A 21,701-nucleotide genomic window follows, 5' to 3' on the forward strand; every position below is an offset into this window, starting at 1 on the left:
GCGGCCGAGGCGACCTATAGCTTCAACATTCCGCGCAAGGCGCTCGGCGCCGCCCTGATCGACCTGGCGATCCAGTCGGGGGTCTCGATCAGCACCCAGCGCCGGCGGCTGCGGCGGCGCCTGCTGCGGCTCCGGCGGCCAAGCCCGCCGCCTAAGCGCTCGCAAGTCGAGACATTGGAACGCCGGTCGCGGACCCCGCGGCCGGCGTTCTGCGTTTTGGGCCGCCCCGGCGTCAGATGGGCCGGCGGTATCCCGTAGGCGCGCCGGTCGGCCCGGCGGCGATCCGCGCCACGGCCTCGGCGAGCGGTTCGATCGCCACGGCCATGTGATGGGCGTTGGCGTGGATGATCCGCTCGGGGTCGAGCATCATGGCCACGTGGCCTTCCAGAACACCAGGTCCCCGCGGCGCAGCTCCGATGACTGGACCTCGCGCCCCAGGCCCTGCTGCAGATCGGTGTCCCGCGGGCAGGCCCTCCCGCACGCGAGCATCGCCTGCTGGACCAGGCCCGAGCAGTCCAGGCCCAGGCTCTCGCGCCCGCCCCAGAGATAGGGCGCGCCCAGGAAGCGTTCCGCCACCGCCGCAGGATCGGCCTCGAACCGGCCGATGGGCGACAGATGGGCCTCCACGAACCAGCCGGCGCCGACCGCCTTGGCGAACCGCCCCTCGCGCGCCTCGACGGCGACCAGAGCGTTGATCGAATAGGGGCCGGCGGCGCGGGTCTTGATGCTCGGCTCGGCGAAGGCGTAGGTGCGGATCGCCGCCACCCGGTGGGTGGGGGCCGGCGGCGGGGCGGCCAGGGCGGCCGCCTCCACATAGCCGACATAGCCGTCGCGCCGGGCCTGGCCCCAGGCGAAGCCGCCAGCGACCTCCAGCACGTCGAACACCTCGCCGAACAGCAGGTGGTCCTGGCGCTCGGCCGCCAGGTCCGGCCGGGCATAGAGGCCCGCGCCGGGGACGACCACCGCCATGGGCGTCGGATCCGCATAGGCCGCCGCCGCGACGATCCCTTCGAGGGCGCGGCTCGCCAGGTCCGGGCGGGCGAGCGTCAGGCGCGGATCAGGGGTCACGAGAAGCGCGTCCGGATCATCCGGTAGAGCGCCCGGATCGCCTGGGCCTCGCCGCCGGAGGCGTAGCCCGGCCGGTTGCGCGGGTTCCAGGCGAAGATGTCGAAATGAGCCCAGGGGCCCTTGGGCGCGAAGCGCTGGAGGAACAGGGCCGCGGTCATGGCGCCCGCCTGGGCCCAGCCGTCCGGATCGTTCTTGATGTCGGCGACGTCGGAATCGAGCGAGTCCACATAGCCCTTCCAGAGCGGCAGCCGCCACAAGGGGTCGGCGGCCTCGACCATGGCCGCCTCGATCGCCTTGGCGAGATCCTCGTCATCGGTGAAGAACGGCGGCAGCTGGGGCCCCAACGCCACGCGGGCGGCCCCGGTCAGGGTCGCGAGGTCGAGGGTCAGGGCCGGCTCCAGCTCTGCGGCGCGGGTGAGCGCGTCGGCCAGGATCAGGCGGCCCTCCGCGTCGGTGTTGCCCACCTCGATGGTCAGGCCCTGGCGGCTGTCCAGCACGTCGCCCGGCCGCATGGCGTCGCCCGCGATGGCGTTCTCGACCACGGGGGTCAGGATCGCCAGGCGCACCGGCAGCTTGGCCGCCATGATCATCCGGCCGAGCGCCAGCGCATGGGCAGCGCCGCCCATATCCTTCTTCATGTTGCGCATGCCCGAGGACGGCTTGATGTCCAGGCCGCCGGTGTCGAACACCACGCCCTTGCCGACGATCGCCACCAGCGGCTTGTCGGCCTCGCCCCAGGCGATCTCGATCATCCGGGGCGCGCGCGCCTCGACCGCCGCGCGGCCGACCGCATGGACGGCGGGATAGTTGGCCTCCAACAGGCCCTCGCCGGTGATCACCGTGATCTGGGCGCCGTGCTGCTCGGCGATCTCGCGGGCGATGGTCTCGATCTGCAGGGGGCCGAGATCATTGGCCGGGGTGTTGACCATGTCGCGGGCGAGTGCGCAGGCATGGGCGATGTTCAGGGCTTCGGCGATATCGGCGCCTTCGACCACCAGGCGGGGCCGCTTGGCGCCGTGGGTCTTGTACCGGTCGAACCGATAGCTACCGAGCGCGAAGGCCAGCGCGATCTGGTCGGGGGTCAGGCCCGCGGGCGTCTCGGCCAGGGCGTAGTCGCCGGCCGGCAGCTTTCCGGCCAGGGTCCGGAAGGCCATGGGATCGGGGCTGGCCCCCAGGCCGAACAGCACGAAGGCGAAGCCGCCGTCGGGGCCCGGGACCACCAGGGTCTGGCCGGTCTTGGCCTTGAATTCCGAGGCGTCGGCGAAGCCCTTGGCGAAGGAGGGGCCCGCCGCGAGGAAGGCCGCGAGCTCGCCCTCGCGCAGGGCGTGGACGGGGACCACCGGTCCCTCGGCTTGAGCGAGGATCACTTCGGTCATGGGCGCGGGCCCTCCAATTTATGCTTAACGCTTCCTTTAAGCGCCCGGGCGAGGATGGCGGCGTCCTCGGAGCCCGTGACGTTCATGTGTCGCATGTCGGCCCTCGCCGCAACCGCCCTCGTCCTCAGCCTGGCGAGCCCCGCCCTGGCCCGCGCGCCGGAGGCGAAGCCCGCCCCCGCCCAGGCTGCGGCGCCCGCCGCCCAGCCCGCCGCCCCGCGCAAGGCTTCCGCCGAGGAGCGCGCCATGGCGCAGCGGCTCGACCCCCTCGCCCGCGCCGCCTTCTGGGCGCGGGAGGCCGATCTCGATCCCATGGACGCCGAGGCCGGTGTGGGCCTGTCCCAGGCCCTGCGCGCCATGGGCCGCTATGACGAGGCGCTGAACGCCGCGCAGCGCGTGCTGCTGGCCAAGCCGGACGCCGAGGAGGCTCTGCTGGAGGAAGCCCGCGCCCAGATCGGCAAGGGCCAGGGCTTCTACGCCATCGAGCCCGCCCGCCAGGCCCAGGCCAAGGCGCCCACCGACTGGCGGCCCACCGCCCTGATGGCCATCGCCTATGACCAGGCCGGTCGCCCCGACGAGGCGCTGGACGCCCACCGCCAGGCCATAGCGCTCGCCCCGGAGAACCCGACCCCGCTCGCCAACCTGGCGCTCTACTACGCCGCCCACGGCGATGCGGCCCAGGCCGAGACCCTGTTGCGCGCCGCCGCCTCCAAGCCCGGCGCGACCATGGCCGTGCGCCAGAACCTGGCCCTGATCCTGGGCCTGCAGGGCCGCTTCGACGAAGCCGAGAAGATCGCCCGCCAGGACCTGCCGCCCGACGTGGTGGCCAGCAACATGACCTGGCTGCGCAACGCCGCCGCCGGTCCGCAGGCCGCGCAGCGCTCCTGGGATTCGGTGCGCACCGCCCAATAGGCCGAGCTAACGGCGCTCTGCGCCAAGGGCCTAGTGGTGGCCCATCATGTCCTGGACCTTGATCACCGCCGGTCCGAGGATGACGATGAACAGCACCGGCAGGAAGAACAGGATCATCGGCACGGTCAGCTTGGCCGGCAGCTGGGCCGCGGTCTTCTCGGCGCCGGCCAGGCGCATCTCGCGGTTTTCCTTGGCCATCACCCGCAGGGCCGAGCCGAGCGGCGTGCCGTAACGCTCGGCCTGGATCATGGCGGTCATCACCGAGCGGATGCCCGGGTGATTGGTCCGCCGCGCGAGGCCCTCATAGGCCTGGCGGCGTTCGGGCAGATAGGACAGCTCGGCCGTGAGCAGGGTCAGCTCCTCGGCCAGCTCGATCGAGGTGCCGCCGATCTCCTGGCTGACCTTCTGGATCGCCGCCTCGATCGACATCCCCGATTCCACGCAGATCAGCAGCAGGTCGAGCGCATCGGGAAAGGCCGCGACGATGGACTCCCGGCGCTTCTGGGAAACGTTGGTGATGTAGACGTTGGGCGCATAGTAGCCGAGCGTCAGGCCGCCCACGGTGAAGGCCACCCGGGTCATGGCCGGCAGCCCGAAGCTGTTGATCAGGAACAGATAGAGGCCGGTGATCGCGGCGAAGACGAAGGGCAGGACGAAGCGAAAGAAGTAGAAGGTGGTCACGGGACGCGGTCCCCGGAAGCCGGCCTGGGCGAGCTTCTCCACCACCTTGGGGTCTTCCAGCAGGCGCGACAGCTGCAGCCGGTCGACGACCTTCTTGTAGAGGCCCGCGTCCTTCTGGCGAAGGCTTGAACTGGCCGCCGCCTTGCCCGCCAGAGCCTCGCGCGACTTGCGCCGCAGCTCTTCGCGCCGGGTCGACACCGACTTCAGCCGGGTCTCCAGGGTGGAGCGGCTCATCATCGGGGTGACGATGGTCATGATGGTGGCGAAGCAGATCACCGCCACGAAGACGGCCAGGATGTTGTCGGGATTGGTCAGGACGGAAAGCATGTCGCGGTCGCCCTAGATCTTGAAATTGATCATCTTGCGCATCGTGAAGATGCCCAGCGACATCCAGAAGCCACCGGCCATCAGCATCACGTGACCGCGATTGTCGGTGAACATCGGGCCCATATAGGCGGGCGCGATGCTGCCGATCAGCAGCACCACCGCCGGCGGCAGGGAGCCGATGATCCAGGCCGAGGCGACGGCTTCGCCGGACAGCGCCTTGACCTTCTCGGCCAGCAGCTTGCGCGACCGAATGACGGTCGAGAGATTGCCCAGGGCCTCGGCCAGATTGCCGCCGGTCTTCTGCTGGATGGCCAGGACGATGGCGAAGAACCGGACCTCCGGCGTGGGCATGCGCTCGTACATCTTCTCGAGGGCGGAATCGATGTCGGCCCCCATGCCGACGCTCTCGGTCAGGCGGCGGAATTCGCCGGCCAGGGGCTCGGCGGTCTCCTGGCCGATCACCCGCAGGCTGTCATGCACCGGCAGGCCGGACTTGATGCCGCGGACCACGATGTCCATGGCGTCGGGAAAGGCCGCGGTGAAGGCCTTGGTCCGACGCCCGGCCATGATCCCCAGAATCCAGCGCGGCAGGCCGAAGCCCGCGCCGAAGCCCAGGCCAAGGGCGATCAGGGGCTGCTGGCGCAACAGGATCATCACCACGAAGACGCTGGCGCCGACGATCCCGCTGATGATCCAGAAGCCCTTCACATTGTCGCTCAACCCCGCCTGTTGCATCTTGGCGGCGACGGTGAGGGTGGCCTTCTTCTGCTGCCGGTCGTGGTCGCGCAGGGATTTCAGCACCTGGCGGCGGCGCTGGTCCTGGGCGCTGATCGCCGGCTTGCGGCGGCTGTCGCGGGTCTCGATTCCGGCGATGGACTGGGCGCGCTTGAGCGTGCGGGCCTGGGACGAGCCGCCGCCGGCCAGCGCCAGACCGACGCTGAGCACCACCAGGAACCCAAGCAGGGCGGCCAGCAGGGTGACGATCGTGGCCATGGTTATTCCGACGCGTCCAGGGCTTCGGCCAGCTCGCGCTCCAGGCCGTAATAGCGGGCCCGGTCCCAGAACCGGGGCCGGGCGATGCCGGTGGAGCGGTGACGGCCCACCACATTGCCGTCGGCGTCCTCGCCGGTGATCTCGTAGAGGAACAGGTCCTGGGTGATGATCACATCGCCCTCCAGGCCCACCACCTCGGTGATGTGGGTGATGCGGCGCGAGCCGTCGCGCAGGCGGGCGGCCTGGACGATGACATCGACGGAGCCGACGATCATCTCACGGATGGTCCGCGACGGCAGACCGTAGCCGCCCATGGTGATCATGGATTCGACCCGGCTGACCGCCTCGCGCGGGCTGTTGGCGTGCAGGGTGCCCATCGAGCCGTCGTGGCCGGTGTTCATCGCCTGCAGGAGGTCGAAGGCCTCCGGGCCGCGGACTTCGCCGACGATGATCCGTTCCGGACGCATCCGCAGGCAGTTCTTGACCAGGTCGCGCATGGTGATCTGGCCCTGGCCCTCGAGGTTGGGCGGCCGGGTCTCCAGGCGCACCACGTGCGGCTGCTGCAGCTGCAGTTCGGCGGCGTCCTCGCAGGTGATCACCCGCTCGGTCGGGTCGATGAAGGCGGTGAGCGTGTTGAGCAGGGTCGTCTTGCCCGAGCCGGTGCCGCCCGAGATGATCACGTTGCAGCGGCAGGCGCCGATGACCCCCAGGACGCGGGCGCCCTCGGGACTGATGGAGCCGAACTCCACCAGGTTCTTCATGGTCAGCTTGTCCTTCTTGAACTTCCGGATGGTCAGGGTCGGACCATCCAGAGCCAAGGGCGGGGCGATGACATTGACCCGGCTGCCGTCGGGCAGGCGGGCGTCGCAGATCGGCGAGCTCTCATCGACCCGGCGGCCCACCTGGCTGACGATCCGCTGGCAGATATTCATCAGCTGGGTGTTGTCGCGGAACCGCACATTGGTCAGCTGGACCTTGCCGCCGACTTCGATGAACACCCGGCCCGCGCCATTGACCATCACGTCGGCGATGTCGTCCCGGGCCAGCAGCGGCTCCAGAGGCCCATAGCCCAGCACGTCGTTGATGATGTCCTGGACGAGCATGTCCTGCTCGGCCACCGACATGGAGACGTTCTTGATCGCCACCAGCTCGGCGACGATGTCGCGGATCTCCTCCGCCGCTTGCTTGGTGTCGAGCTGGGCCAGCTGGGCCAGGTCGATGGTGTTGATCAGGGCGTTGAAGATCGTGGTCTTGGTGGCGTGGTAGTAGTCGGTCTGCTCGCGCACCACCTGGGACGAGGCCGAGGCCGCCCCCTGGGCCGCGCGCAGCTGCTCGAAGCCCGAGGTCGCCTTGGGCCCGGCGGTGGGCTGGGACGGCTTGCCGACGGCTTGCGAGGCCTGGCCCGGTTCGATCCGCTGCGGCCGGGTGGCGATGGCCACGCCGTCGGCCGCCGCCGGCGGCGGGGCCGCGGGACGGGGCGGCTGAGGACCGTCAGTGGGACGCTTGCCGAACATCTATTTGCGCTTGAACAGGCCGGAGAACAGGGACGCCTTCTGGGTGGGCGGCGGCTCGCGCCGGGCGATCTGCTGGGCCAGATAGTCCAGCCCCTCGGTGGCGCGGGCCTTGGGCCCGACCTCCGACAGCATCTGGCCGTTATTGGCCGCCTGGCCGAACAGCTTGGGGTCCCACGGCAGGCTGAGCGAGGGCGTCAGGCCGAGCGCCTCGCCGAAATCCTTCACCGGAATCTCCGGGCGGCCGGGCACGCCCACCTGGTTCAGCACCAGGCGCGGCGGCGCGTCATTGGGCCGGGCGCGGCGGACCAGGTCGACCATGTTCTTGGCGTTGCGCAGAGAGGCCAGGTCCGGCGTGGCCACGATCACCAGGTCGTCTGACGACAGCAGGATCTTGCGGGTCCAGGCGTTCCAGACGTGGGGCAGGTCGAGGACCACGAAGGGCGCCGCCGAGCGGATCTTCTGGGTGACCTCCTCATAGGCCTCGGCGCTGATGTCATAGTCCTGGTCCAGAGTCGCCGGCGCGGCGAACAGGCTGAGCCGCTCGGTGCAGCGAGCCATCATCCGGTCCATCAGCACCTGGTCCAGGCGGTCGGGCTGGTTCAAGGCGTCGGCGACGCCCTGCAGGGGGTCCTGATTGAAGTCGAGCCCCGCCGTTCCGAAGGCCAGGTCGAGGTCGACCAGCACGGCGCCGGTCTGCAGGCGCTCGGTGATCGAGTGGGCGACATTGTGGGCGATGGTCGAGGCGCCGGCCCCGCCCTTGGCGCCGCAGAAGGCGATCTGGCGGCCGACGAAGGGGGCCGAAGGGTCAGCATAGAGGCTGGTGACCGTGCGGACCATCTGCAGCGGGCTGAGCGGCGGCACCATGTACTCGGAGACGCCGCGGCGCATCAGCTCGCGATAGAGGGCGATGTCATTGGCGGCGCCGACCACCACCACCTTGGTGCCAGGATCGCAGACCTCGGCCAGGCGGTCGAGCTGGGCGATCAGCTGAGGCGCGGGATCGCCGCTCTCGACCATCACCAGCGAGGGGGTCGGCTGGTTCTGATAGATTTCGCAGGCCTGGGCGAGGCCGCCCATGCGCACGACCACGACGGCGCGCTCCATCCGCCGGTCCGCGGCGGCCCGCTCCGCGAGGTCGGCGGTCTCCGGCGTGGTGCAGAAGACGTGGATGGTGATCCTGGGCAGGGTCGTCTCGCCGAACGCGGCTTCGGCGTCGGCGATCAGATCATGCACCGGATTGTTGATCGGCTCGTAGCGCGGCGGCGGGGCCGGCTGATGCAGGTCGTCGGCGAGGGGATCGCCGCCGTCGAAGTCGCGCAGCTCCTGACGCGGGTCAGCGACGGGATGCGGCGCCTCGCGGCGCGGCTCCCGCGAGGTCGGCTCGCGGATGTCGAGATCGTGGGCCGGGGGAAAGTCGGCGAAGGGGTCGGACGAGGCGCGCGGCGACAGGGCCGGCGCGGCGCGCCAGGCCTCGTCCGGCTGCGGCGCGAACTCGTCGTCGGCGTCGAACTGCATGTCGAAGGGGTCGAGACCCGTCTGGGGCTTCATATCAATCGGTCCCCGTCACTTGATCGCATCCGAGACCACGCCCTGGGCCTGGGCGTCCTTCTCCGAGGAGACGACCTGGCCCTTGCGGTACTTCTCCAGCACCGTCGCCCGGCGGGCGGCGTCGGCCGGGGTCATGTCTCGCGGCCGCAGGAGGTCGCCGGGATTGGCGATCTGGGCGGCCATATTGGCGGTGATCGCGCAGCCGAAATTGCTCGAGACGTCGTTGGTCTTGGTCGAGGCGAGGTTCTGCCATTCGCGGCCGCAGGCCGGGATGACGGCCTCGTAGCGGGTGTAGCCGATCCTGAGCGGCGCCTCCGGCTGGCCGGCTGGATCATAGCCCGTCACCTGGATGCGGTCGGCGGGCACGCCCTGGGCGATGAGGAAGGTGCGCGCGCCCTCGCCGGTGCGGAAGGCCGCGGCGCCGTCAGGCCCGCCCGTGGGGGCGCTGAGCGTGATCACCCCGCCCTCCCCGTCGCTCCAGGTCTGGACGAAACGCGCCAGCGCATTGGCCTGGTTGGCCGACAGACCCTGGGCGTGGACGGCCAGGCGGATCTCCTGCGGGCTCTCCACCGCCTGGGCCTGGTAGTGCTCGGTCGGCAGACGCGGATCGGCGACCCGGCCCAGGGGGCCCGACGCCTCTTCCGAGGGCGCCGAGGCGCAGGCCGAAAGCCCCGCGAGCAGCAGGGTCAGGGCGAGCATATGCGAAGGACGGACGGCGGCGGTCATTCGATCACGTAGCCGATGGGCCCCTGATAGGCGCGGCCGGTGGGCGGCTGCGGCTTGGCCTTGTAGGCCTTGGTGAGCTGGCCGAGCAGAATGGTCTGGGCGTCGTTGGCGATCTTCATGCCGTCGGCCGGAGTCTGGAGCCGGTCCGGGCTGACCGGCTGGACGATATAGGGGGTGACGATGATCACCAGTTCGGTCTCGCCGCTGAGATAGTCCCGCGACCGGAACAGGGCGCCCAGGACCGGCAGGGTGGTGACGCCCGGCAGGCTGTCGAAGGCCTGCTTGGTCTCTTCCTTCAATAGGCCGGCGATCATCATCGAGCCGCCCGAGGGCATTTCGACGCTGGTCTCGGCGCGGCGCACGTTCAGGGCCGGAATGGTCAGGCTGGACGAGGTCGAGCTGGAGGCGATCGAGAAGGAGCCGGAGGTGCTGAGTTCGGACACCTCGGTCGAGATCTTCAGCGAGATCCGGCCGCCCGACAGCACGATCGGCGTGAAGCCCAGGCCCACGCCGAAGGGCTTGTACTCCACCGTGATGTGGCCCTTGTCGTCCTGCGACACGGGGATGGGATATTCGCCGCCGGCCAGGAACTTGGCCGACTCGCCGGACACGGCGGTGAGGTTGGGCTCGGCCAGGGTGCGGGCCAGGCCGACACGCTCGAAGGCCTTTATGGTCGCCTCGGCGCTGTTCACCCCGGCGCTGCCCGCCGTGTTGGTGACGGTGGCGGTGTTGTAATTCGAGGCCGCCGTGCTGTCGCGCGTCACCACCGAGCACAGGGAGCCGGTCGGCCAGCCGGACCCCGTGCAGGGCATCTGGAGCGTGGGCTGCTTGGTCGTGTCCTGGGTGTAGCCGCCGGACAGGCCGCCCAGCAGCGAGCCGTTGACCCCGAAGCTGGCGGCGTTGGACAGCAGGTACTGGGCCTCGCCCACCTGGCCGAGCACGGCGCTGAGATTGAAGCCGAGCTGCTTGATGGAGTTCCGCTGGATCTCAACCACCCGGACCTTGAGCATCACCTGGTCCTTGCCGGCGACGCCCAGCATGTTGAGCACCTGGGTGTCCGGCCGGTCGACCGAGGCCTTGGCGATCTGAACGGCCTTATCGGCGTCGCTGATATTGGCCACCTGGCCCGAGAGGATCAGGCTGGAATTGATCGCGTCCACCCGCACCGAGGCGCCCGGCAGGACACGGTTGATGGTCTGGGCCACGGCGCTGGTGTCCTGGTCGACCCGGATGGCCAGGGACAGGACGCGGCGTCCGGCGGCGTCGAAGAACACCGCATCGGTCGAGCCGGCCTTGACGCCCAGGATGAAGATCCGCCGGGGCGATCGCAGCATGGCGTCGGCCACGGCGGGATTGGAGACCAGGATGTCGCGGACATCCACCGGCAGCTCCACGATCGCCGACTTGCCCTGGGGAATGGACAGGTTCTGGGACGCGCCGCCGGGGGCGGAGACGTCGACGCGGATAGGCGCGCCGGCCGAGGGCGGGCCGCCGCTGAGGCCGGCCTGGGCCAGGGCCGAGGCGGGGGCCAGGGCGATCCAGGCCAGGCTGAGAATGAGGGCCAGTCTGCGCAGCATCATGGGATCGCCACCTCGGTCGCCTGTCCGGCGCGGATCACCCGCATGCCGATGCTGGCGCGGGTCTGACCGCCCCGGGAGGCGGAGCCGCCCAGGTCGGCATAGGATCGCAGCACCAGCTGCATCTCGCCCTGGGCCTTGCCGCGGGCCAGGACCTCGACGTCCGAGGCCGGAACCTCCAGCACCGCCAGGGCGCCGACGATGGCCTTGGCGTCCTTGCCGGGTTCGGTCTTCTGGTCGATCGCCAGCACCCGCAGATTGCGCATCAGGGTCTCGGTGCCGAACGACTTGCCGTCGGGCTGGGCCCGCGACTGCAGGACGTCGACCCGGTCGCCCGGCAGGATGAAGCCGCCGGCGGCGGTCTCGGCGGTGATCGGGATCGACATGGCGCGCATGCCGGGCAGCAGCACCACGGCCATGTAGCCGCTCTGTCCGCCGCGGATGACCTTTCGGGCGATCACCGGCTCGCCCTGCATCATGGCTTCCTTGACGATGGCGCCGTCGAAGGCCTGCATCGGCCCGGACGCCATGACCGCGTCCTTGGCGGCGCGGGCGGTCTCCTGCGCGACCTGCTTGGCGCTGGGCGGGTCGGGGATCGGCGCGGGCGCGGCGCCGTCGGTGACGAAATTCGGATTGAGCGCGTCGACCGGCCAGGGCTGCCAGGTCAGGTCGACGGGGCTAATGCGGGCGCCGACGGGCAGGTCGTGCTTGGCGACCAGCACCTGGGCCATGGGGCGCGGCGGCGGCGCGGCGGCCACGGCGGCCGCGACCGGCGGCGGCTTCTTGGGCGCGACCATGCCACGGACCAGGAACGCCAGGAGGATGGCGGCCAGGGCGGCGGCGGCGATGATGGCGATACGGACGGCGCCCATGACCTAAGACTCAAATGACCCGCGGATGCGGGCGACAGGCGGCGGTCCTGCATTTTCACAGACGCGCGCGACTCGCTGGCCGACCTTTTGCCGGCCTTGGGTCTTTTGACGCCCGCATGGTTAACGCGGGCTAAAGGCTTTGGTCAGGCGAGACCCTGGAGCGCCAGGCCGAGCGGCGATCCGGGAAAGGCCGCGAGCGCGCCCGCGGCGATCGCAAAGCCATAGGGGACATTCTCTCCGGGCGTCGCCAGCCGGCCGAACCATTGCGGGCCGCCCTGGACATAGGGTCGCATCCAGAGCGAACGCAGGCTGAGCAGGGCGACGGCGAGGGCGCCGCCGGTGACGCCGGTGACCGCGAGATAGGTGAGCGAGGCCGGCCAGCCGAGCCAGAGGCCGACGGCGGCGAACAGCTTGGCGTCGCCGCCGCCGATCCAGCCCAGGGCGAACATCGCCATGCCGGCGACCAGGGCGATGACGCCGAAGGCGAGCTGAAGGCCGATGGCCGGGAGGGCGAGACCGCCGGCCAGGGCGGCCGGCACGAAGGCGGCGATCAGGGCCAGCGAGATCCAGTTGGGGATGGTGTAGCTCGTCACGTCGCGCATGCCGGCCACGATCACCAGCGCCGGGAAGGTCGAGAGCAGCAGGGTCTGGAAGAGCGGGAGCATCAGGCGAACCGGTGAGAGTCTGGAACCGCGGAGATCATGCCGCCCCCAGGTGAACGGACAGTTGAAAAGCGAAAGGGCCGCGGCGCTTTCGCACCGCGGCCCCCGCGATCTATTCGAGCTGCGCGCCGCTTATTGCGGCATCGCGGTGCCGATCTTCGTGAAGGTGCCGGCGATCTTGCCCTGCAGGGTGGTCATGGCGGTGACCAGCACGACGGCGATCAGGGCCGCGATCAGGCCATATTCAATGGCGGTGGCGCCGGATTCGTCGTTCAGGAAGCGGGTGACAAACTTGGACATGGTGATCTCCTTTGGTTGGCGAGCATTGGGCTGAGGGATCAAGCCATCTGCCTGCTCGCCTCGAATTCGCAGGGACACTTTGGCGTGCGGCGCTTAATGTCGAGTAAATAGAAAAGTATTCGACCAATTTTCTATAGTTTATTTTGATTCATTACTAATATCGATTCACCATTCCCTGGGAAGCGCGCGGTTCCGGCCGCCAGGACCCGGACAGCGAAAGGGCCGCGGCGCTTTCGCACCGCGGCCCCCGCGATCTTTCGAGCTGCGCGCCGCTTATTGCGGCATCGCGGTGCCGATCTTCGTGAAGGTGCCGGCGATCTTGCCTTGCAGGGTGGTCATGGCGGTGACCAGCACGACGGCGATCAGGGCCGCGATCAGGCCGTATTCAATGGCGGTCGCGCCGGATTCGTCGTTCAGGAAGCGGGTGACAAACTTGGACATGGTGGTCTCCTTTGGTTGGCGAGCATTGGGCTGAGGGATCAAGCCATCTGCCTGCTCGCCTCGAATTCGCAGGGACACTTTGACGCGCCGCGCTTAATTGCGAGTAAACAACGAAGTATTCGATATCTTTTTTCTATGGTTTACTTTCGTTTACTGTGAATGGATGTTAACCACGCCGCCGGAATCCGGCGGAATCGGGCCAAAAACGCCGTTCCGACATAATGATTCTCGCGCGCGCGTGAGTCGCCGAAAGTTCAGGCTTTATTGACCATTCCGGCCGAGCGTGGGCTCCAGCCTCCGCTCCGGATTCCGACCATGCGCCGCCGTCTCATTCCCCTCGCGATCGCCGCGATCGCCGCCGCGGGCCTGGCGCGGACCGCTCAGGCCGAGACCCTTTCGGTGCTGATCGACCAGAGCGCCCGCCTCAGCCTGCCCGCCGGCGCCCAGACCGTGATGGTCGGCAATCCGGCCATCGCCGACGTCAACCTCCTCGACAGCCACAACGCCGTCCTGCTCGGCCGCGCCTATGGCGTGACCAACCTGTTGGTGACCGACGTCCGGGGCCGGGTGCTGATGGATCGCCAGGTGGTGGTCGCCGCGCCCCAGACCGACCGCGTGACGATGTTCCGGGGCGGAACGGCCGCCTCGCCGCCGGGGGTCGTGAACTACGCCTGCGCCGCCGCGCGCTGCGAGCGGACGCCGATGCCGGGCGAGAACGACACCGACTACAGCCGGGTCGAGAAGCCCTATATCGGCTATGCGGACCGCGCCGCCTCCGCCGCGAAGCACCCTTAAACCTCCGATTAGCCAGACCCCGCTATCCTCGCCCTCCTGAGAGGTTCCGAGGAGCTCATGGCCCGCGTCCGTCTTCGCCTGATCGACCGCCTGAGGCGGTTCGCCCGCGCCCAGCGCGGCGCGACAGCGATCGAGTTCGCGATCATCGCCACGCCGTTCCTGATGCTGATGTTCGGGATCATCGAGCTCGGCCTGGTGTTCATGGTCTCGATCACCCTGCAGAACGCCACCGACGCCGCGGCCCGCAAGATCCGCACGGGCGAGTTCCAGACCAGCGCGGCCAACACCAAGAACGACTTCAGGACGCTGGTCTGCGGCAATATGAGCTGGCTCTCGAGCGGCTGTTCCAGCGCGCTCACGGTGGACGTCCAGACCCTGGCCAGCTTCACCACCCTGTCGACCACCGGCCAGACCGACCCGACGACCTTCAACGCCAACAACACCTGCTGGTCCTCGGGCCAGCCCGGCGACATCGTCCTGGTGCGCACCTACTACCAGTGGAACATCTTCACCCCCCTGCTGAACGCCGCCCTGGTCAATATGGGCAGCGGCACCGGCAAGCGGCTGATCAGCGCCGCGGCGAGCTTCCGCAACGAGCCCTGGTCAACGACCGCGCCGACGGGAGCCAAGTGCACATGAGCCGCCTGTTCCGCCGCGGCCTGAAGGACGACCGCGGCTCAGCCGCCGTTGAGTTCGCCTTCGTCGCCCCGATGATGATCCTGCTCTATTACGGCCTGTCGGAGACGACGATCGGCATGATCTGCGATCGCCGCGCCAGCCACGTCGCCTCGACGGTCGGCGATCTGATCGCCCAGGACACCCAGGTCACCTCCTCCGAGATGACCGACGTCTTCAACGTGGGGAAGGCGATCATCGCCCCCTTCCCCACCACGACGCTCAGCATGCGGATCACCAGCATCAAGGCGGATTCCAGCGGCAACCCGCAGGTGGTCTGGAGCAAGGTGTCGGGCACGGGCTACAGCGTGCGCAGCGGCGCCGTCTCCGGCGTGCCGACGGGCCTGCTGGCGGCGGGGGAGACGGCGATCCTGTCCGAGGTGAGCTACAGCTACACCTCGCCCCTGGCCAAGACCCTGCCGACCCCGATCACCTTCACCCAGAAATACTATCTGAAGCCCCGCAAAGTGACCGAGGTCACCTGGTCGACGGCCTAGATCCCGGCCGCCAGACGCTCGGCCAGGGGGTGGGGATCGAACCCGCGCGCCCCGAAGGCGGCGACGGGCCTCAGACCGATCAAACTGTTGGTCAGGAACACCGCCTCGGCCCGCTCCAGCGCCTCGGGCCCGGACCGCGCGACCGCCACCTCGACCCCGGCGGCCTGGGCCGCGGCCATCAGGGCCCCGCGGGCGATCCCCGCCAGCGCCCCGCAGTCCAGGGCCGGCGTCCAGAGCCGCCCCTCGCTGACCCAGAAGAGATTGGCCGCCGCGGCGCAGGCGAGCTCGCCGCGGGTGTTCAGCATGACCGCCTCGTCGGCGCCCGCCGCCTGGGCCTCGGCCCGGGCCAGCACATTGTCCAGATAGGACAGGCTCTTGATCCGGGAGGCCGGGGATCCGTCATTGCGGCGCACCCGCGCCAGGACGAGGCGCGCGGGACGGTCCGGCGCGACCGAGGGCGAGGCCGTGGCGAACAGGCGGGGCGCGGGCAGGGCCGGGCGATCCAGACCGCGACCGCCGGACCCGGCCGTCAGGGTGAGCCGCACCGCCGCGCGGGGCGCCTGCACGGTCGCCAGGGCCCCACGCATCAGGCTTCGGCCTCGCCCCGGTCCGGCGCCGGCAGACCCAGCACCGCGCAGCCGGCGGCCATGCGGTCCAGATGCGCCTCAAGCCTGACGAGGTCGCCGTTCACCGCCAGGACGGTCTCGAACAGGCCGTCGCCGAGCAGCAGGCCCCGATCATCCAGGGGGATCATGCGCCGTCTCCCGTCAGGGCGGCGACCAGCGCCGCGATCTTGGCCTCGGTCTCTCGCCGCTCGGCGACCGGGTCGCTGTCGGCGACGATCCCGGCCCCGGCCCGGGCCTCGACATCCCAGCCTCCGTCACGGCGCGCGCAGGCGAGCGTGCGGATCAGCACGCTGGAATCCATGGCCCCGTCCGCCCCCGCCCAGAACAGCGAGCCGCAATAGGGCCCGCGCGGCGACTCCAGCCCGGCGATGATCTTCATGGCCTGGACCTTGGGCGCGCCGGTGATCGAGCCGGGGGGAAAGGCGGCGCGCAGCAGATCGATCGCCGAGCGCCCCGGCGCCAGGCGCCCACGCACCGCCGAGACCAGATGATGCACATTGGCGAAGGTCTCCACCGACCAGAGCTCCGGCGCCTCGACGCTGCCGGCCTGGGCGACGCGGGCGAGATCGTTGCGCATCAGGTCGACGATCATCAGGTTCTCGGCCCGGTCCTTCACGCTCTCCGACAGCTCGCGGATCAGCGCCGCGTCCCGAGCCGGCGTATCGCCCGCGGCCGCGTGCCCTTGATCGGCCGGGTCTCGACCCAGCCGTCGGCCGAAACCTGCAGGAATCGTTCGGGGGAGTTGGAGACCAGGGCCAGCCGGTCCAGCCTCAGATAGGCGGCGAAGGGCGCGGCGCTCGCACGCGCCAGCCGGGCCAGGACGTCGAAGGGCGCGATCCCCTCCCCCAGCCGGCCGGTCCAGGTCCGGGCGATATTGGCCTGGAAGATCTCGCCCGCCCCGATGCGGCCCACCACATTGGCGACGGCGGTCTCATAGGCGACCGGGTCAGAGGCGACCAGTCCGGCGCTGAGCGGTCCGCGCCGAGTGGGTCGCGGCGGCGCCTGCAGCCAGGTCATCGCCTCGTAGGCCGCGTCCTCGGCCTCGATCTCGTCTGCCCCGCGGCCGACGGCGATCACCTGGCGTTTCTCGTGATCGAAACAGAGCACCGACCGATAGCGGGCCGCGGCCAGATCGGGCCAGTCAGAGTGTCGGCCCAGGCCAAGCGCCTCCACCCGATCGCCCAGCTCATAGGCGCAGAGCCCGGCCACGCCGCCCTGGAAGGGCGGGCCGCCCGGCAGGGTCTCGCCCCGCGGCCCCAGCAGATCGGCCAGGGCGGCGAACGCATCGCGCGGATCATCCGGCGCGATCCGCAGGGTCGCCTCGGGACTGCGGGCCAGATAGGACCAGCGCCCGCGCGGCCCCCCGCCCCCCGACATCAGGGCCAGCGTCCAGGGCTCGTCGGCATAGGCCGACAAGATCCCCAGCGGCTCGCGCCAGGCGGTCCGGAGCTGTGCGGCGACCTGCATGGCTCGCGCTTAGCCCCCGCCGCGCGGCTTGGGAAGTCAGGCCGGCCTGCGCCCTCCGCCGCGCACGAACATCAGGCCGATGAAGCCGATGGCGAGCAGGATGGTGATGGTGGCGAAGCCGCCCTGCTGGGTGTGGGTCAGCTTGGTGCCGAGATTGACCATCATCGGGCCCAGCCAGCCAGTGGCGACGCCCGACAAGGCGTAGACCCCGAAGAAGGCGCCGGTCTGCTCGGGCGGGGTCAGGCGGGTCAGCAGGGTGCGGCTGGAGGCGTACTGGGCGGTGATGAAGATGGCGTTGGAGAAGCCGATCAGGATGAAGATCACCTCCGGCCAGGTCGTGAAGAACGGCCCGTTCCAAAGCGGCGCATGGACCTTGGGGTCGAACGCCCAGAGGTAGAGGATCTTGTCGGGCGCCATGCCCAGGAAGGCGACGATGCCGAGCAGCGACATGCCGATCGAGACCCGCACGGAACCCTTCGGCCCCCAGATCTCGTCCATCCAGCGGCCGACGAAGCCGCCCAGCACGGCCAGGACCGAGAGGAAGATGCCGAAGAACAGCATCTCCAGCGGGCCCCATTTCATCACCCCGGTCGCATAGACGCCCGCATAGATCAGCACCGCGTTCATGCCGTCGACATAGAACATCCGGCTGGCCAGATAGACGGCGGCGTCCTTGTAGTGGCCGACGGTCATCACCATCCGCACCAGGCTCTTGAAGCCGTCGCCGAAGGCCTTGAGCACAGGGGTCCCGGTGGGCGGGGCGTCGGGGGTGAAGAAGAACAGCGGCAGGGCGCCCAGGCCGAATATGCCGGCCGCCAGCAGGGCGACGACCCGCTGCGGCTCGTGCGTCGCGGGATCAAGGCCGAACAACGGGTGGGCGGGCACCCAGGCCCAGGTCACCTTGCCCGGCAGGGCGAAGGCCCAGGCGGTGAAGCCGAGCGCGCCGACCGCAAACGCGTTGCCGAGCGCGAGCGCCAGGCCCGAGGCCTTGTGCGCCGCCCCCAGGCCCGCGGCCCGGACCAGCAGCGAATTGTGCAGGACCTCGGTGAAGGAGAACAGGACGCCGATCGTGGTGATGATCAGCATGGTGGCGGTCACCGACAGGCCCGAGCCGTCCGGCTTGGCGAACCACAGGGCGAACATCATGGGGACCATCGCCGCCACGGCGAGGGCCAGCCAGATCTTGCGCCGGCCGAGCTTGTCGATCGAGGAGCCGAGGATCGGGGCCGTGGCCATGACCACCCAGCCACCGTACTGGCTCCAGCGCGAGATCACCTCCTGGCCGCGGATCGGATCACCCACCATCACCGCCGCCACATAGGGCGCGAAAATATAGATGGTGATCAGGATGATGTAGGGATTGCGGGCGCCCTCGAAGAGCGACCAGGCGACCGCGCCGCGGGTCAGGCGTCCGTCCCCGCCCACCTCGCCGGCGATCGGCGGATCCAGGACAGCGGCGGCGCCGTGGCTTTCCACGGCTGGGGTGATTTCGGACACGCGAAGCTCCCTGTTCGCCGCTCTCGGGGGCGGCCTGATGCAAGGGTAGCGGCTCGCGGCGGGATGTAGAGTCCCAATGTGCGAACGCCGCCGACTTGCGCGCGCCCTTCCGCAGCGTGAAGATCGCCCCATTCAAGAACAAAGACATTTTGGGAGAACGTCATGGGCTTATTGAACGGCAAGGTCGCCATCATCACCGGCGCCGGCGGCGGACTGGGCGAGGCCTACGCCAAGCTCTTCGCCAAGGAAGGCGCCAGCGTCGTGGTCAACGACCTGGGCGGGTCGCGCGACGGCTCGGGAACCGGCACCAGCGCCGCGGCCCAGAAGGTGGTCGACGAGATCGTGGCGGCCGGCGGCAAGGCCGTGGCCAATGGCGACGACGTCTCCACCATGGCCGGCGGCGAGAACATCCTGAAGACCGCGCTCGACGCCTTCGGCCAGGTGGACATCCTGGTCTGCAACGCCGGCATCCTGCGCGACAAGACCTTCGCCAACACCACCGAGGCCGACTGGGACCTGGTGGTGAAGGTCCACCTGAAGGGGACCTATTGCTGCGTCATGCCGGTCTGGAAGTGGCTGAAGGACAACGGCAAGCCCGGGACCATCGTCATGACCAGCTCGACCTCGGGGCTCTACGGCAATTTCGGCCAGTCGAACTACGGGGCCGCCAAGGCCGGCATCTATGGCTTCATGCGCGTGCTCTCGATCGAGGGCCGCAAGTACGGCATCCGGGTCATGGGTCTGGCGCCGGGCGCCTTCACCCGCATGACCGCCGACCTGCCCGGCCGTCAGGGCCGCGAGCCCGACCCCATGAGCCTGCCGGAGAACATCGCGCCGGGGGTGCTCTACATGGTCTCCGACCTGGCCGCCGACCACACCGGCAAGGTGCTGGGGGTCTCCTCCCGGGGCGTGCGGGAGATCAAGATGATGCAGACCGACGGCTTCCAGCCGGGCCGACCCTACACCGCCCAGGAGGTCGCCGAACACGCCGCCGAGGTGTTCTTCCCCGCCGCGCCCGAGAAGACCGCGGCCAGCGCCTAGATCATCCTCCCCCGTTTCACGGGTGAGGAAAGGCGCTCAGCCGGGCGTCCAGCCGATCACGGACGTCCGGCCACTCGGGCTTCAGCACCGAGAACACCACCGTATCGCGGATGCGGCCCGTCCAGGTGACGCGGTCCTGGCGCAGCACGCCCTCGCGTACGGCGCCCAGCTTTGACACCGCCGCCTGGGAGCGGAGGTTCAGCGCGTCGACCCGGAAGGCCACCCGCCGCGCGCCGCTGGCGAAGGCGTCGCCCATGATCAGCCGCTTGGCCGCCGGGTTGACCGCACCGCCGCGGAAATCCGGGTGGTAATAGGTGCCGCCCACCTCGCAGACCGCGTTCACCTCGTCGAAGGACGAGTAGCAGGTGATGCCGATGCAGCGGTCCGCCACCATCACCGCGAAATGGATCGAGCGGTTGGCCGCGGCGTCGGCGGCCATCCGCTTCCACATCGGGTCGAAATGCTCGCCGGCCATGGAATAGGGATAGAGGTTGGTCCAGAGGTCCGGATCGGCGTCACAGGCGGCGCGCAGGTCCTCCTTGTGGGCCTCGGTGAAGGCTTCCAGCCGGACGAACCGGTTCTCCAGGGTCTTGACGCTCAGGCGCATGGGGGCCTCTCGGAAGGACGCTACCCCTCCCTCCTAGGACTGCGCGGACCGGGGCGACAGGTCCAATCGCCCCGATCCGTCCAGACCGCTTTCAGCCGTGGCGCAGCAGCAACTGGGCGGCCTGGACCAGATAGGTCAGGCCGATGCCGGTGACGATCAGCCGGGTCCAGCGCTTGAAGTTCACGTCGCTCATCCGATCGAGGATCCGCCCGCCGGCCACCGTGCCCAGCATCGACAGCGGGATCGCCACGGCGAACAGCCACAGGGGCGGCAGGGCCGAGCCGTCCTTGGCCCGCAGCATCAGCCCGCCATAGACGATGATCTTGGCCAGGTGGGCGAAGACCTGGGTGGCCGCCTTGGTGGCGACGATGACATGGCGGGTAAGCGCCGTGCGGACGAAGAAGATGTCGAGCAGCGGCCCGGCCACGCCCGCCGTCAGGTTCACGCCGGTGACCATCAGCCCCGAGAGCAGGGCCTGGGCTGGCTTGGCGGCGTCCAGTTTGATCCAGCTCTGCGGCAGCCAGAGCAGGGCGGGCAGGAGGCCCATGAACAGGAACAGGAAGGGCTTGGAGGGCGTGATGGCGATCAGCGAGACGGCGACACCGGCGATCAGGGAGCCCGCCGCATAGATCGCCACGATCCGCCAGCTGACATGCTGGCGGTGCAGGACCGCCCGCCAGCCGTTGGCGACCAGCTGCAGGACGCCGTGGGTGACAAAGGCCGCCCCCACCGGCAGGACCAGGGCCAGGCCGCCCATCAGGACAAGCCCGCCGGCCATGCCGAAGACGCCGGACAATGTGGCGGTGAAGAACGCCAAGATGGCGATGAAGAGAGCCGCGAGCGTGCTCATGGGGTCGTCCTCCGGGTTGCGATCCGCCCCGCGCCGGGGACACAGGCCCCGACCGATCACGGATCTGCTGCGCATCGTGCGCGAAACAGATCTGGCGGGTTCGCCCGCCGACCTTCCCGGAAGAAGGCCTTCGCTCCGGCGCGCCGACCCCGGCGCGGCTCCGGCCCGGGATCACGCATCGGCGGATCGACCCGGCCTCTCAATCAGGAGAGCAAGGATGCGCATACACCCGAACAAGCGGGGCCGTCGAGCCGGTGTTGCGCCGCAGGCGCTAGATGCGGGGCAGGAAGGCGCCCGCGAACAGTTCGATGGCGGCCAGACGGGCCTCGCCGTCGGGGATGTCGCGACCGCTGCTGTCGCGGGGCCGGCGGAGCGCCAGCCAGCTCACCGCCTCCATGGCGCCGCGGGCGAGGACAGCGGCGTCCGCCAGCCCGGCGCCGGGGCGCTGGAACCGTTCGGCCCAGGCGCAGAGGTCGGCCATGTAGCGTCCACGCATCCCGGCCTCGAACAGTTCGGCCACGTCCGGGCGGTCCCGGCCGCAGCGCTCCAGCAGCCGGACCAGGGCCGCCCAGCGGCTGAGCAGGTCGAACAGCTCCGCGCCCACGGCGGCGATCTGGTCGGGCCCGGCGCCAGGCGCGGCTTGACCCATCGA

General features: G+C 69.8%; 23 protein-coding genes and 2 pseudogenes. 6 read left to right on the forward strand and 19 right to left on the reverse strand.

Translation table 11 applies throughout. The features are described from left to right. On the forward strand, positions 1–258 hold a 258-nt coding region (locus MQH10_RS24435; protein WP_242566585.1), incomplete at its 5' end, for a hypothetical protein. Here MQH10_RS24435 and MQH10_RS24440 read toward each other — a convergent pair. Together MQH10_RS24440 and MQH10_RS24445 are read right to left on the reverse strand one after the other, a co-directional pair. Then, positions 233–1,068 (reverse strand): annotated as a pseudogene (locus MQH10_RS24440) (C40 family peptidase). The gene MQH10_RS24435 and the pseudogene MQH10_RS24440 overlap by 26 nt on opposite strands. Continuing rightward, entirely contained in the window at positions 1,065–2,444 is a 1,380-nt protein-coding gene (locus MQH10_RS24445) for a leucyl aminopeptidase family protein (protein ID WP_242566586.1), read from the reverse strand. The pseudogene MQH10_RS24440 and the gene MQH10_RS24445 overlap by 4 nt, the downstream one beginning before the upstream one ends. Before the next feature lie 84 nt (positions 2,445–2,528). Here MQH10_RS24445 and MQH10_RS24450 point away from each other — a divergent pair, with 84 nt between their 5' ends. Next, positions 2,529–3,353 (forward strand): tetratricopeptide repeat protein, encoded by an 825-nt coding sequence (locus MQH10_RS24450; protein ID WP_242566604.1) that lies wholly within the window; start codon positions 2,529–2,531, stop codon positions 3,351–3,353. Positions 3,354–3,383: 30 nt separating this feature from the next. Here MQH10_RS24450 and MQH10_RS24455 read toward each other — a convergent pair whose 3' ends face one another. The 10 genes from MQH10_RS24455 to MQH10_RS24500 all read right to left on the reverse strand — a co-directional run bounded on the left by MQH10_RS24455 (position 3,384) and on the right by MQH10_RS24500 (position 12,994). Further along, positions 3,384–4,361 carry a type II secretion system F family protein gene (locus MQH10_RS24455; RefSeq protein ID WP_242566587.1) on the reverse strand — a complete coding sequence of 326 codons (978 nt, stop codon included), beginning with the start codon at positions 4,359–4,361 and terminating at the stop codon, positions 3,384–3,386. 12 nt (positions 4,362–4,373) lie between these two features. After that, positions 4,374–5,345: a type II secretion system F family protein gene (locus MQH10_RS24460; RefSeq protein ID WP_242566605.1), complete on the reverse strand. Its 972-nt coding sequence runs from the start codon at positions 5,343–5,345 to the stop codon at positions 4,374–4,376. Positions 5,346–5,356: 11 nt separating this feature from the next. After that, complete coding sequence (locus MQH10_RS24465; RefSeq protein ID WP_242566588.1) at positions 5,357–6,868, reverse strand: TadA family conjugal transfer-associated ATPase; 1,512 nt, start codon at positions 6,866–6,868, stop codon at positions 5,357–5,359. After that, complete coding sequence (locus MQH10_RS24470) at positions 6,869–8,416, reverse strand: CpaE/TadZ family protein (RefSeq protein ID WP_242566589.1); 1,548 nt, start codon at positions 8,414–8,416, stop codon at positions 6,869–6,871. Positions 8,417–8,431: 15 nt separating this feature from the next. Beyond that, positions 8,432–9,142 carry a CpaD family pilus assembly protein gene (locus MQH10_RS24475; protein ID WP_242566590.1) on the reverse strand — a complete coding sequence of 237 codons (711 nt, stop codon included), beginning with the start codon at positions 9,140–9,142 and terminating at the stop codon, positions 8,432–8,434. Continuing rightward, positions 9,139–10,722 (reverse strand): type II and III secretion system protein family protein, encoded by a 1,584-nt coding sequence (locus MQH10_RS24480; protein WP_336605222.1) that lies wholly within the window; start codon positions 10,720–10,722, stop codon positions 9,139–9,141. Before MQH10_RS24480 ends, MQH10_RS24475 begins: the two co-directional genes overlap by 4 nt. Then, positions 10,719–11,591, reverse strand: a complete 873-nt coding sequence (cpaB, locus tag MQH10_RS24485; protein ID WP_242566591.1) for a Flp pilus assembly protein CpaB — start codon at positions 11,589–11,591, stop codon at positions 10,719–10,721. Before cpaB ends, MQH10_RS24480 begins: the two co-directional genes overlap by 4 nt. A 143-nt stretch (positions 11,592–11,734) precedes the next feature. Further along, on the reverse strand, positions 11,735–12,256 hold the full coding sequence (locus MQH10_RS24490) for an A24 family peptidase (protein WP_242566592.1): 522 nt from the start codon (positions 12,254–12,256) through the stop codon (positions 11,735–11,737). A 129-nt stretch (positions 12,257–12,385) separates the two neighbouring features. Beyond that, entirely contained in the window at positions 12,386–12,553 is a 168-nt protein-coding gene (locus tag MQH10_RS24495) for a Flp family type IVb pilin (RefSeq protein ID WP_242566593.1), read from the reverse strand. A 273-nt stretch (positions 12,554–12,826) separates the two neighbouring features. Next, a complete protein-coding gene (locus MQH10_RS24500; RefSeq protein ID WP_242566593.1) occupies positions 12,827–12,994 on the reverse strand; it encodes a Flp family type IVb pilin in 168 nt (55 codons plus the stop codon). Between the two features lie 315 nt (positions 12,995–13,309). Between MQH10_RS24500 and MQH10_RS24505 the strand changes: the two genes are divergently transcribed. The 3 genes from MQH10_RS24505 to MQH10_RS24515 are packed head-to-tail and all read left to right on the forward strand — an operon-like array spanning position 13,310 to position 14,961. Further along, positions 13,310–13,789, forward strand: coding sequence for a pilus assembly protein N-terminal domain-containing protein (locus MQH10_RS24505; protein WP_242566594.1), 480 nt, complete (start codon positions 13,310–13,312; stop codon positions 13,787–13,789). 57 nt (positions 13,790–13,846) lie between these two features. Then, entirely contained in the window at positions 13,847–14,428 is a 582-nt protein-coding gene (locus MQH10_RS24510) for a TadE/TadG family type IV pilus assembly protein (RefSeq protein WP_242566595.1), read from the forward strand. Then, positions 14,425–14,961, forward strand: coding sequence for a TadE/TadG family type IV pilus assembly protein (locus tag MQH10_RS24515; RefSeq protein ID WP_242566596.1), 537 nt, complete (start codon positions 14,425–14,427; stop codon positions 14,959–14,961). Before MQH10_RS24510 ends, MQH10_RS24515 begins: the two co-directional genes overlap by 4 nt. Here MQH10_RS24515 and MQH10_RS24520 read toward each other — a convergent pair. From MQH10_RS24520 to MQH10_RS24535, 4 genes and pseudogenes are all read right to left on the reverse strand, one after another. Beyond that, complete coding sequence (locus MQH10_RS24520) at positions 14,958–15,548, reverse strand: aminotransferase class IV (protein WP_242566597.1); 591 nt, start codon at positions 15,546–15,548, stop codon at positions 14,958–14,960. The two genes, MQH10_RS24515 and MQH10_RS24520, sit on opposite strands and share 4 nt — an antisense overlap. Next, positions 15,548–15,715 (reverse strand): aminotransferase class IV, encoded by a 168-nt coding sequence (locus MQH10_RS24525; protein WP_242566598.1) that lies wholly within the window; start codon positions 15,713–15,715, stop codon positions 15,548–15,550. Before MQH10_RS24525 ends, MQH10_RS24520 begins: the two co-directional genes overlap by 1 nt. Next, positions 15,712–17,054: pseudogene (locus MQH10_RS27175) on the reverse strand (anthranilate synthase component I family protein). Before MQH10_RS27175 ends, MQH10_RS24525 begins: the two are co-directional and overlap by 4 nt. Positions 17,055–17,090: 36 nt before the next feature. Further along, positions 17,091–18,551, reverse strand: a complete 1,461-nt coding sequence (locus MQH10_RS24535; protein WP_242566599.1) for an MFS transporter — start codon at positions 18,549–18,551, stop codon at positions 17,091–17,093. Positions 18,552–18,713: 162 nt separating this feature from the next. Between MQH10_RS24535 and MQH10_RS24540 the strand changes: the two genes are divergently transcribed. Further along, on the forward strand, positions 18,714–19,592 hold the full coding sequence (locus tag MQH10_RS24540; protein WP_242566600.1) for an SDR family NAD(P)-dependent oxidoreductase: 879 nt from the start codon (positions 18,714–18,716) through the stop codon (positions 19,590–19,592). Positions 19,593–19,608: 16 nt separating this feature from the next. Here the strand turns inward: MQH10_RS24540 and MQH10_RS24545 are convergent, their stop codons facing one another. From MQH10_RS24545 to MQH10_RS24555, 3 genes are all read right to left on the reverse strand, one after another. Next, positions 19,609–20,199: a GNAT family N-acetyltransferase gene (locus MQH10_RS24545; RefSeq protein WP_242566601.1), complete on the reverse strand. Its 591-nt coding sequence runs from the start codon at positions 20,197–20,199 to the stop codon at positions 19,609–19,611. A gap of 91 nt (positions 20,200–20,290) precedes the next feature. Beyond that, positions 20,291–21,049, reverse strand: a complete 759-nt coding sequence (locus tag MQH10_RS24550; protein WP_242566602.1) for a sulfite exporter TauE/SafE family protein — start codon at positions 21,047–21,049, stop codon at positions 20,291–20,293. A 271-nt stretch (positions 21,050–21,320) separates the two neighbouring features. Then, positions 21,321–21,701 (reverse strand): hypothetical protein (locus MQH10_RS24555; RefSeq protein ID WP_242566603.1); only part of this gene is annotated, 381 nt, incomplete at its 5' end.

The organism is Phenylobacterium aquaticum (genome assembly GCF_022695515.1).
Lineage (GTDB): Bacteria > Pseudomonadota > Alphaproteobacteria > Caulobacterales > Caulobacteraceae > Phenylobacterium > Phenylobacterium aquaticum.

Bases quoted from the DNA above. Each gene is read 5' to 3' on its own strand.
- MQH10_RS24445 (WP_242566586.1), bottom strand. From the start codon at position 2,444: ATGACCGAAGTGATCCTCGCTCAAGCCGAGGGACCGGTGGTCCCCGTC.
- cpaB (WP_242566591.1), bottom strand. From the start codon at position 11,591: ATGGGCGCCGTCCGTATCGCCATCATCGCCGCCGCCGCCCTGGCCGCC.
- MQH10_RS24490 (WP_242566592.1), bottom strand. From the start codon at position 12,256: ATGCTCCCGCTCTTCCAGACCCTGCTGCTCTCGACCTTCCCGGCGCTG.
- MQH10_RS24455 (WP_242566587.1), bottom strand. From the start codon at position 4,361: ATGCTTTCCGTCCTGACCAATCCCGACAACATCCTGGCCGTCTTCGTG.
- MQH10_RS24505 (WP_242566594.1), top strand. From the start codon at position 13,310: ATGCGCCGCCGTCTCATTCCCCTCGCGATCGCCGCGATCGCCGCCGCG.
- MQH10_RS24510 (WP_242566595.1), top strand. From the start codon at position 13,847: ATGGCCCGCGTCCGTCTTCGCCTGATCGACCGCCTGAGGCGGTTCGCC.
- MQH10_RS24520 (WP_242566597.1), bottom strand. From the start codon at position 15,548: ATGCGTGGGGCCCTGGCGACCGTGCAGGCGCCCCGCGCGGCGGTGCGG.
- MQH10_RS24545 (WP_242566601.1), bottom strand. From the start codon at position 20,199: ATGCGCCTGAGCGTCAAGACCCTGGAGAACCGGTTCGTCCGGCTGGAA.
- MQH10_RS24515 (WP_242566596.1), top strand. From the start codon at position 14,425: ATGAGCCGCCTGTTCCGCCGCGGCCTGAAGGACGACCGCGGCTCAGCC.
- MQH10_RS24540 (WP_242566600.1), top strand. From the start codon at position 18,714: ATGGGCTTATTGAACGGCAAGGTCGCCATCATCACCGGCGCCGGCGGC.
- MQH10_RS24525 (WP_242566598.1), bottom strand. From the start codon at position 15,715: ATGATCCCCCTGGATGATCGGGGCCTGCTGCTCGGCGACGGCCTGTTC.
- MQH10_RS24475 (WP_242566590.1), bottom strand. From the start codon at position 9,142: ATGACCGCCGCCGTCCGTCCTTCGCATATGCTCGCCCTGACCCTGCTG.
- MQH10_RS24500 (WP_242566593.1), bottom strand. From the start codon at position 12,994: ATGTCCAAGTTTGTCACCCGCTTCCTGAACGACGAATCCGGCGCGACC.
- MQH10_RS24550 (WP_242566602.1), bottom strand. From the start codon at position 21,049: ATGAGCACGCTCGCGGCTCTCTTCATCGCCATCTTGGCGTTCTTCACC.
- MQH10_RS24470 (WP_242566589.1), bottom strand. From the start codon at position 8,416: ATGAAGCCCCAGACGGGTCTCGACCCCTTCGACATGCAGTTCGACGCC.
- MQH10_RS24495 (WP_242566593.1), bottom strand. From the start codon at position 12,553: ATGTCCAAGTTTGTCACCCGCTTCCTGAACGACGAATCCGGCGCCACC.
- MQH10_RS24465 (WP_242566588.1), bottom strand. From the start codon at position 6,868: ATGTTCGGCAAGCGTCCCACTGACGGTCCTCAGCCGCCCCGTCCCGCG.
- MQH10_RS24480 (WP_336605222.1), bottom strand. From the start codon at position 10,722: ATGATGCTGCGCAGACTGGCCCTCATTCTCAGCCTGGCCTGGATCGCC.
- MQH10_RS24450 (WP_242566604.1), top strand. From the start codon at position 2,529: ATGTGTCGCATGTCGGCCCTCGCCGCAACCGCCCTCGTCCTCAGCCTG.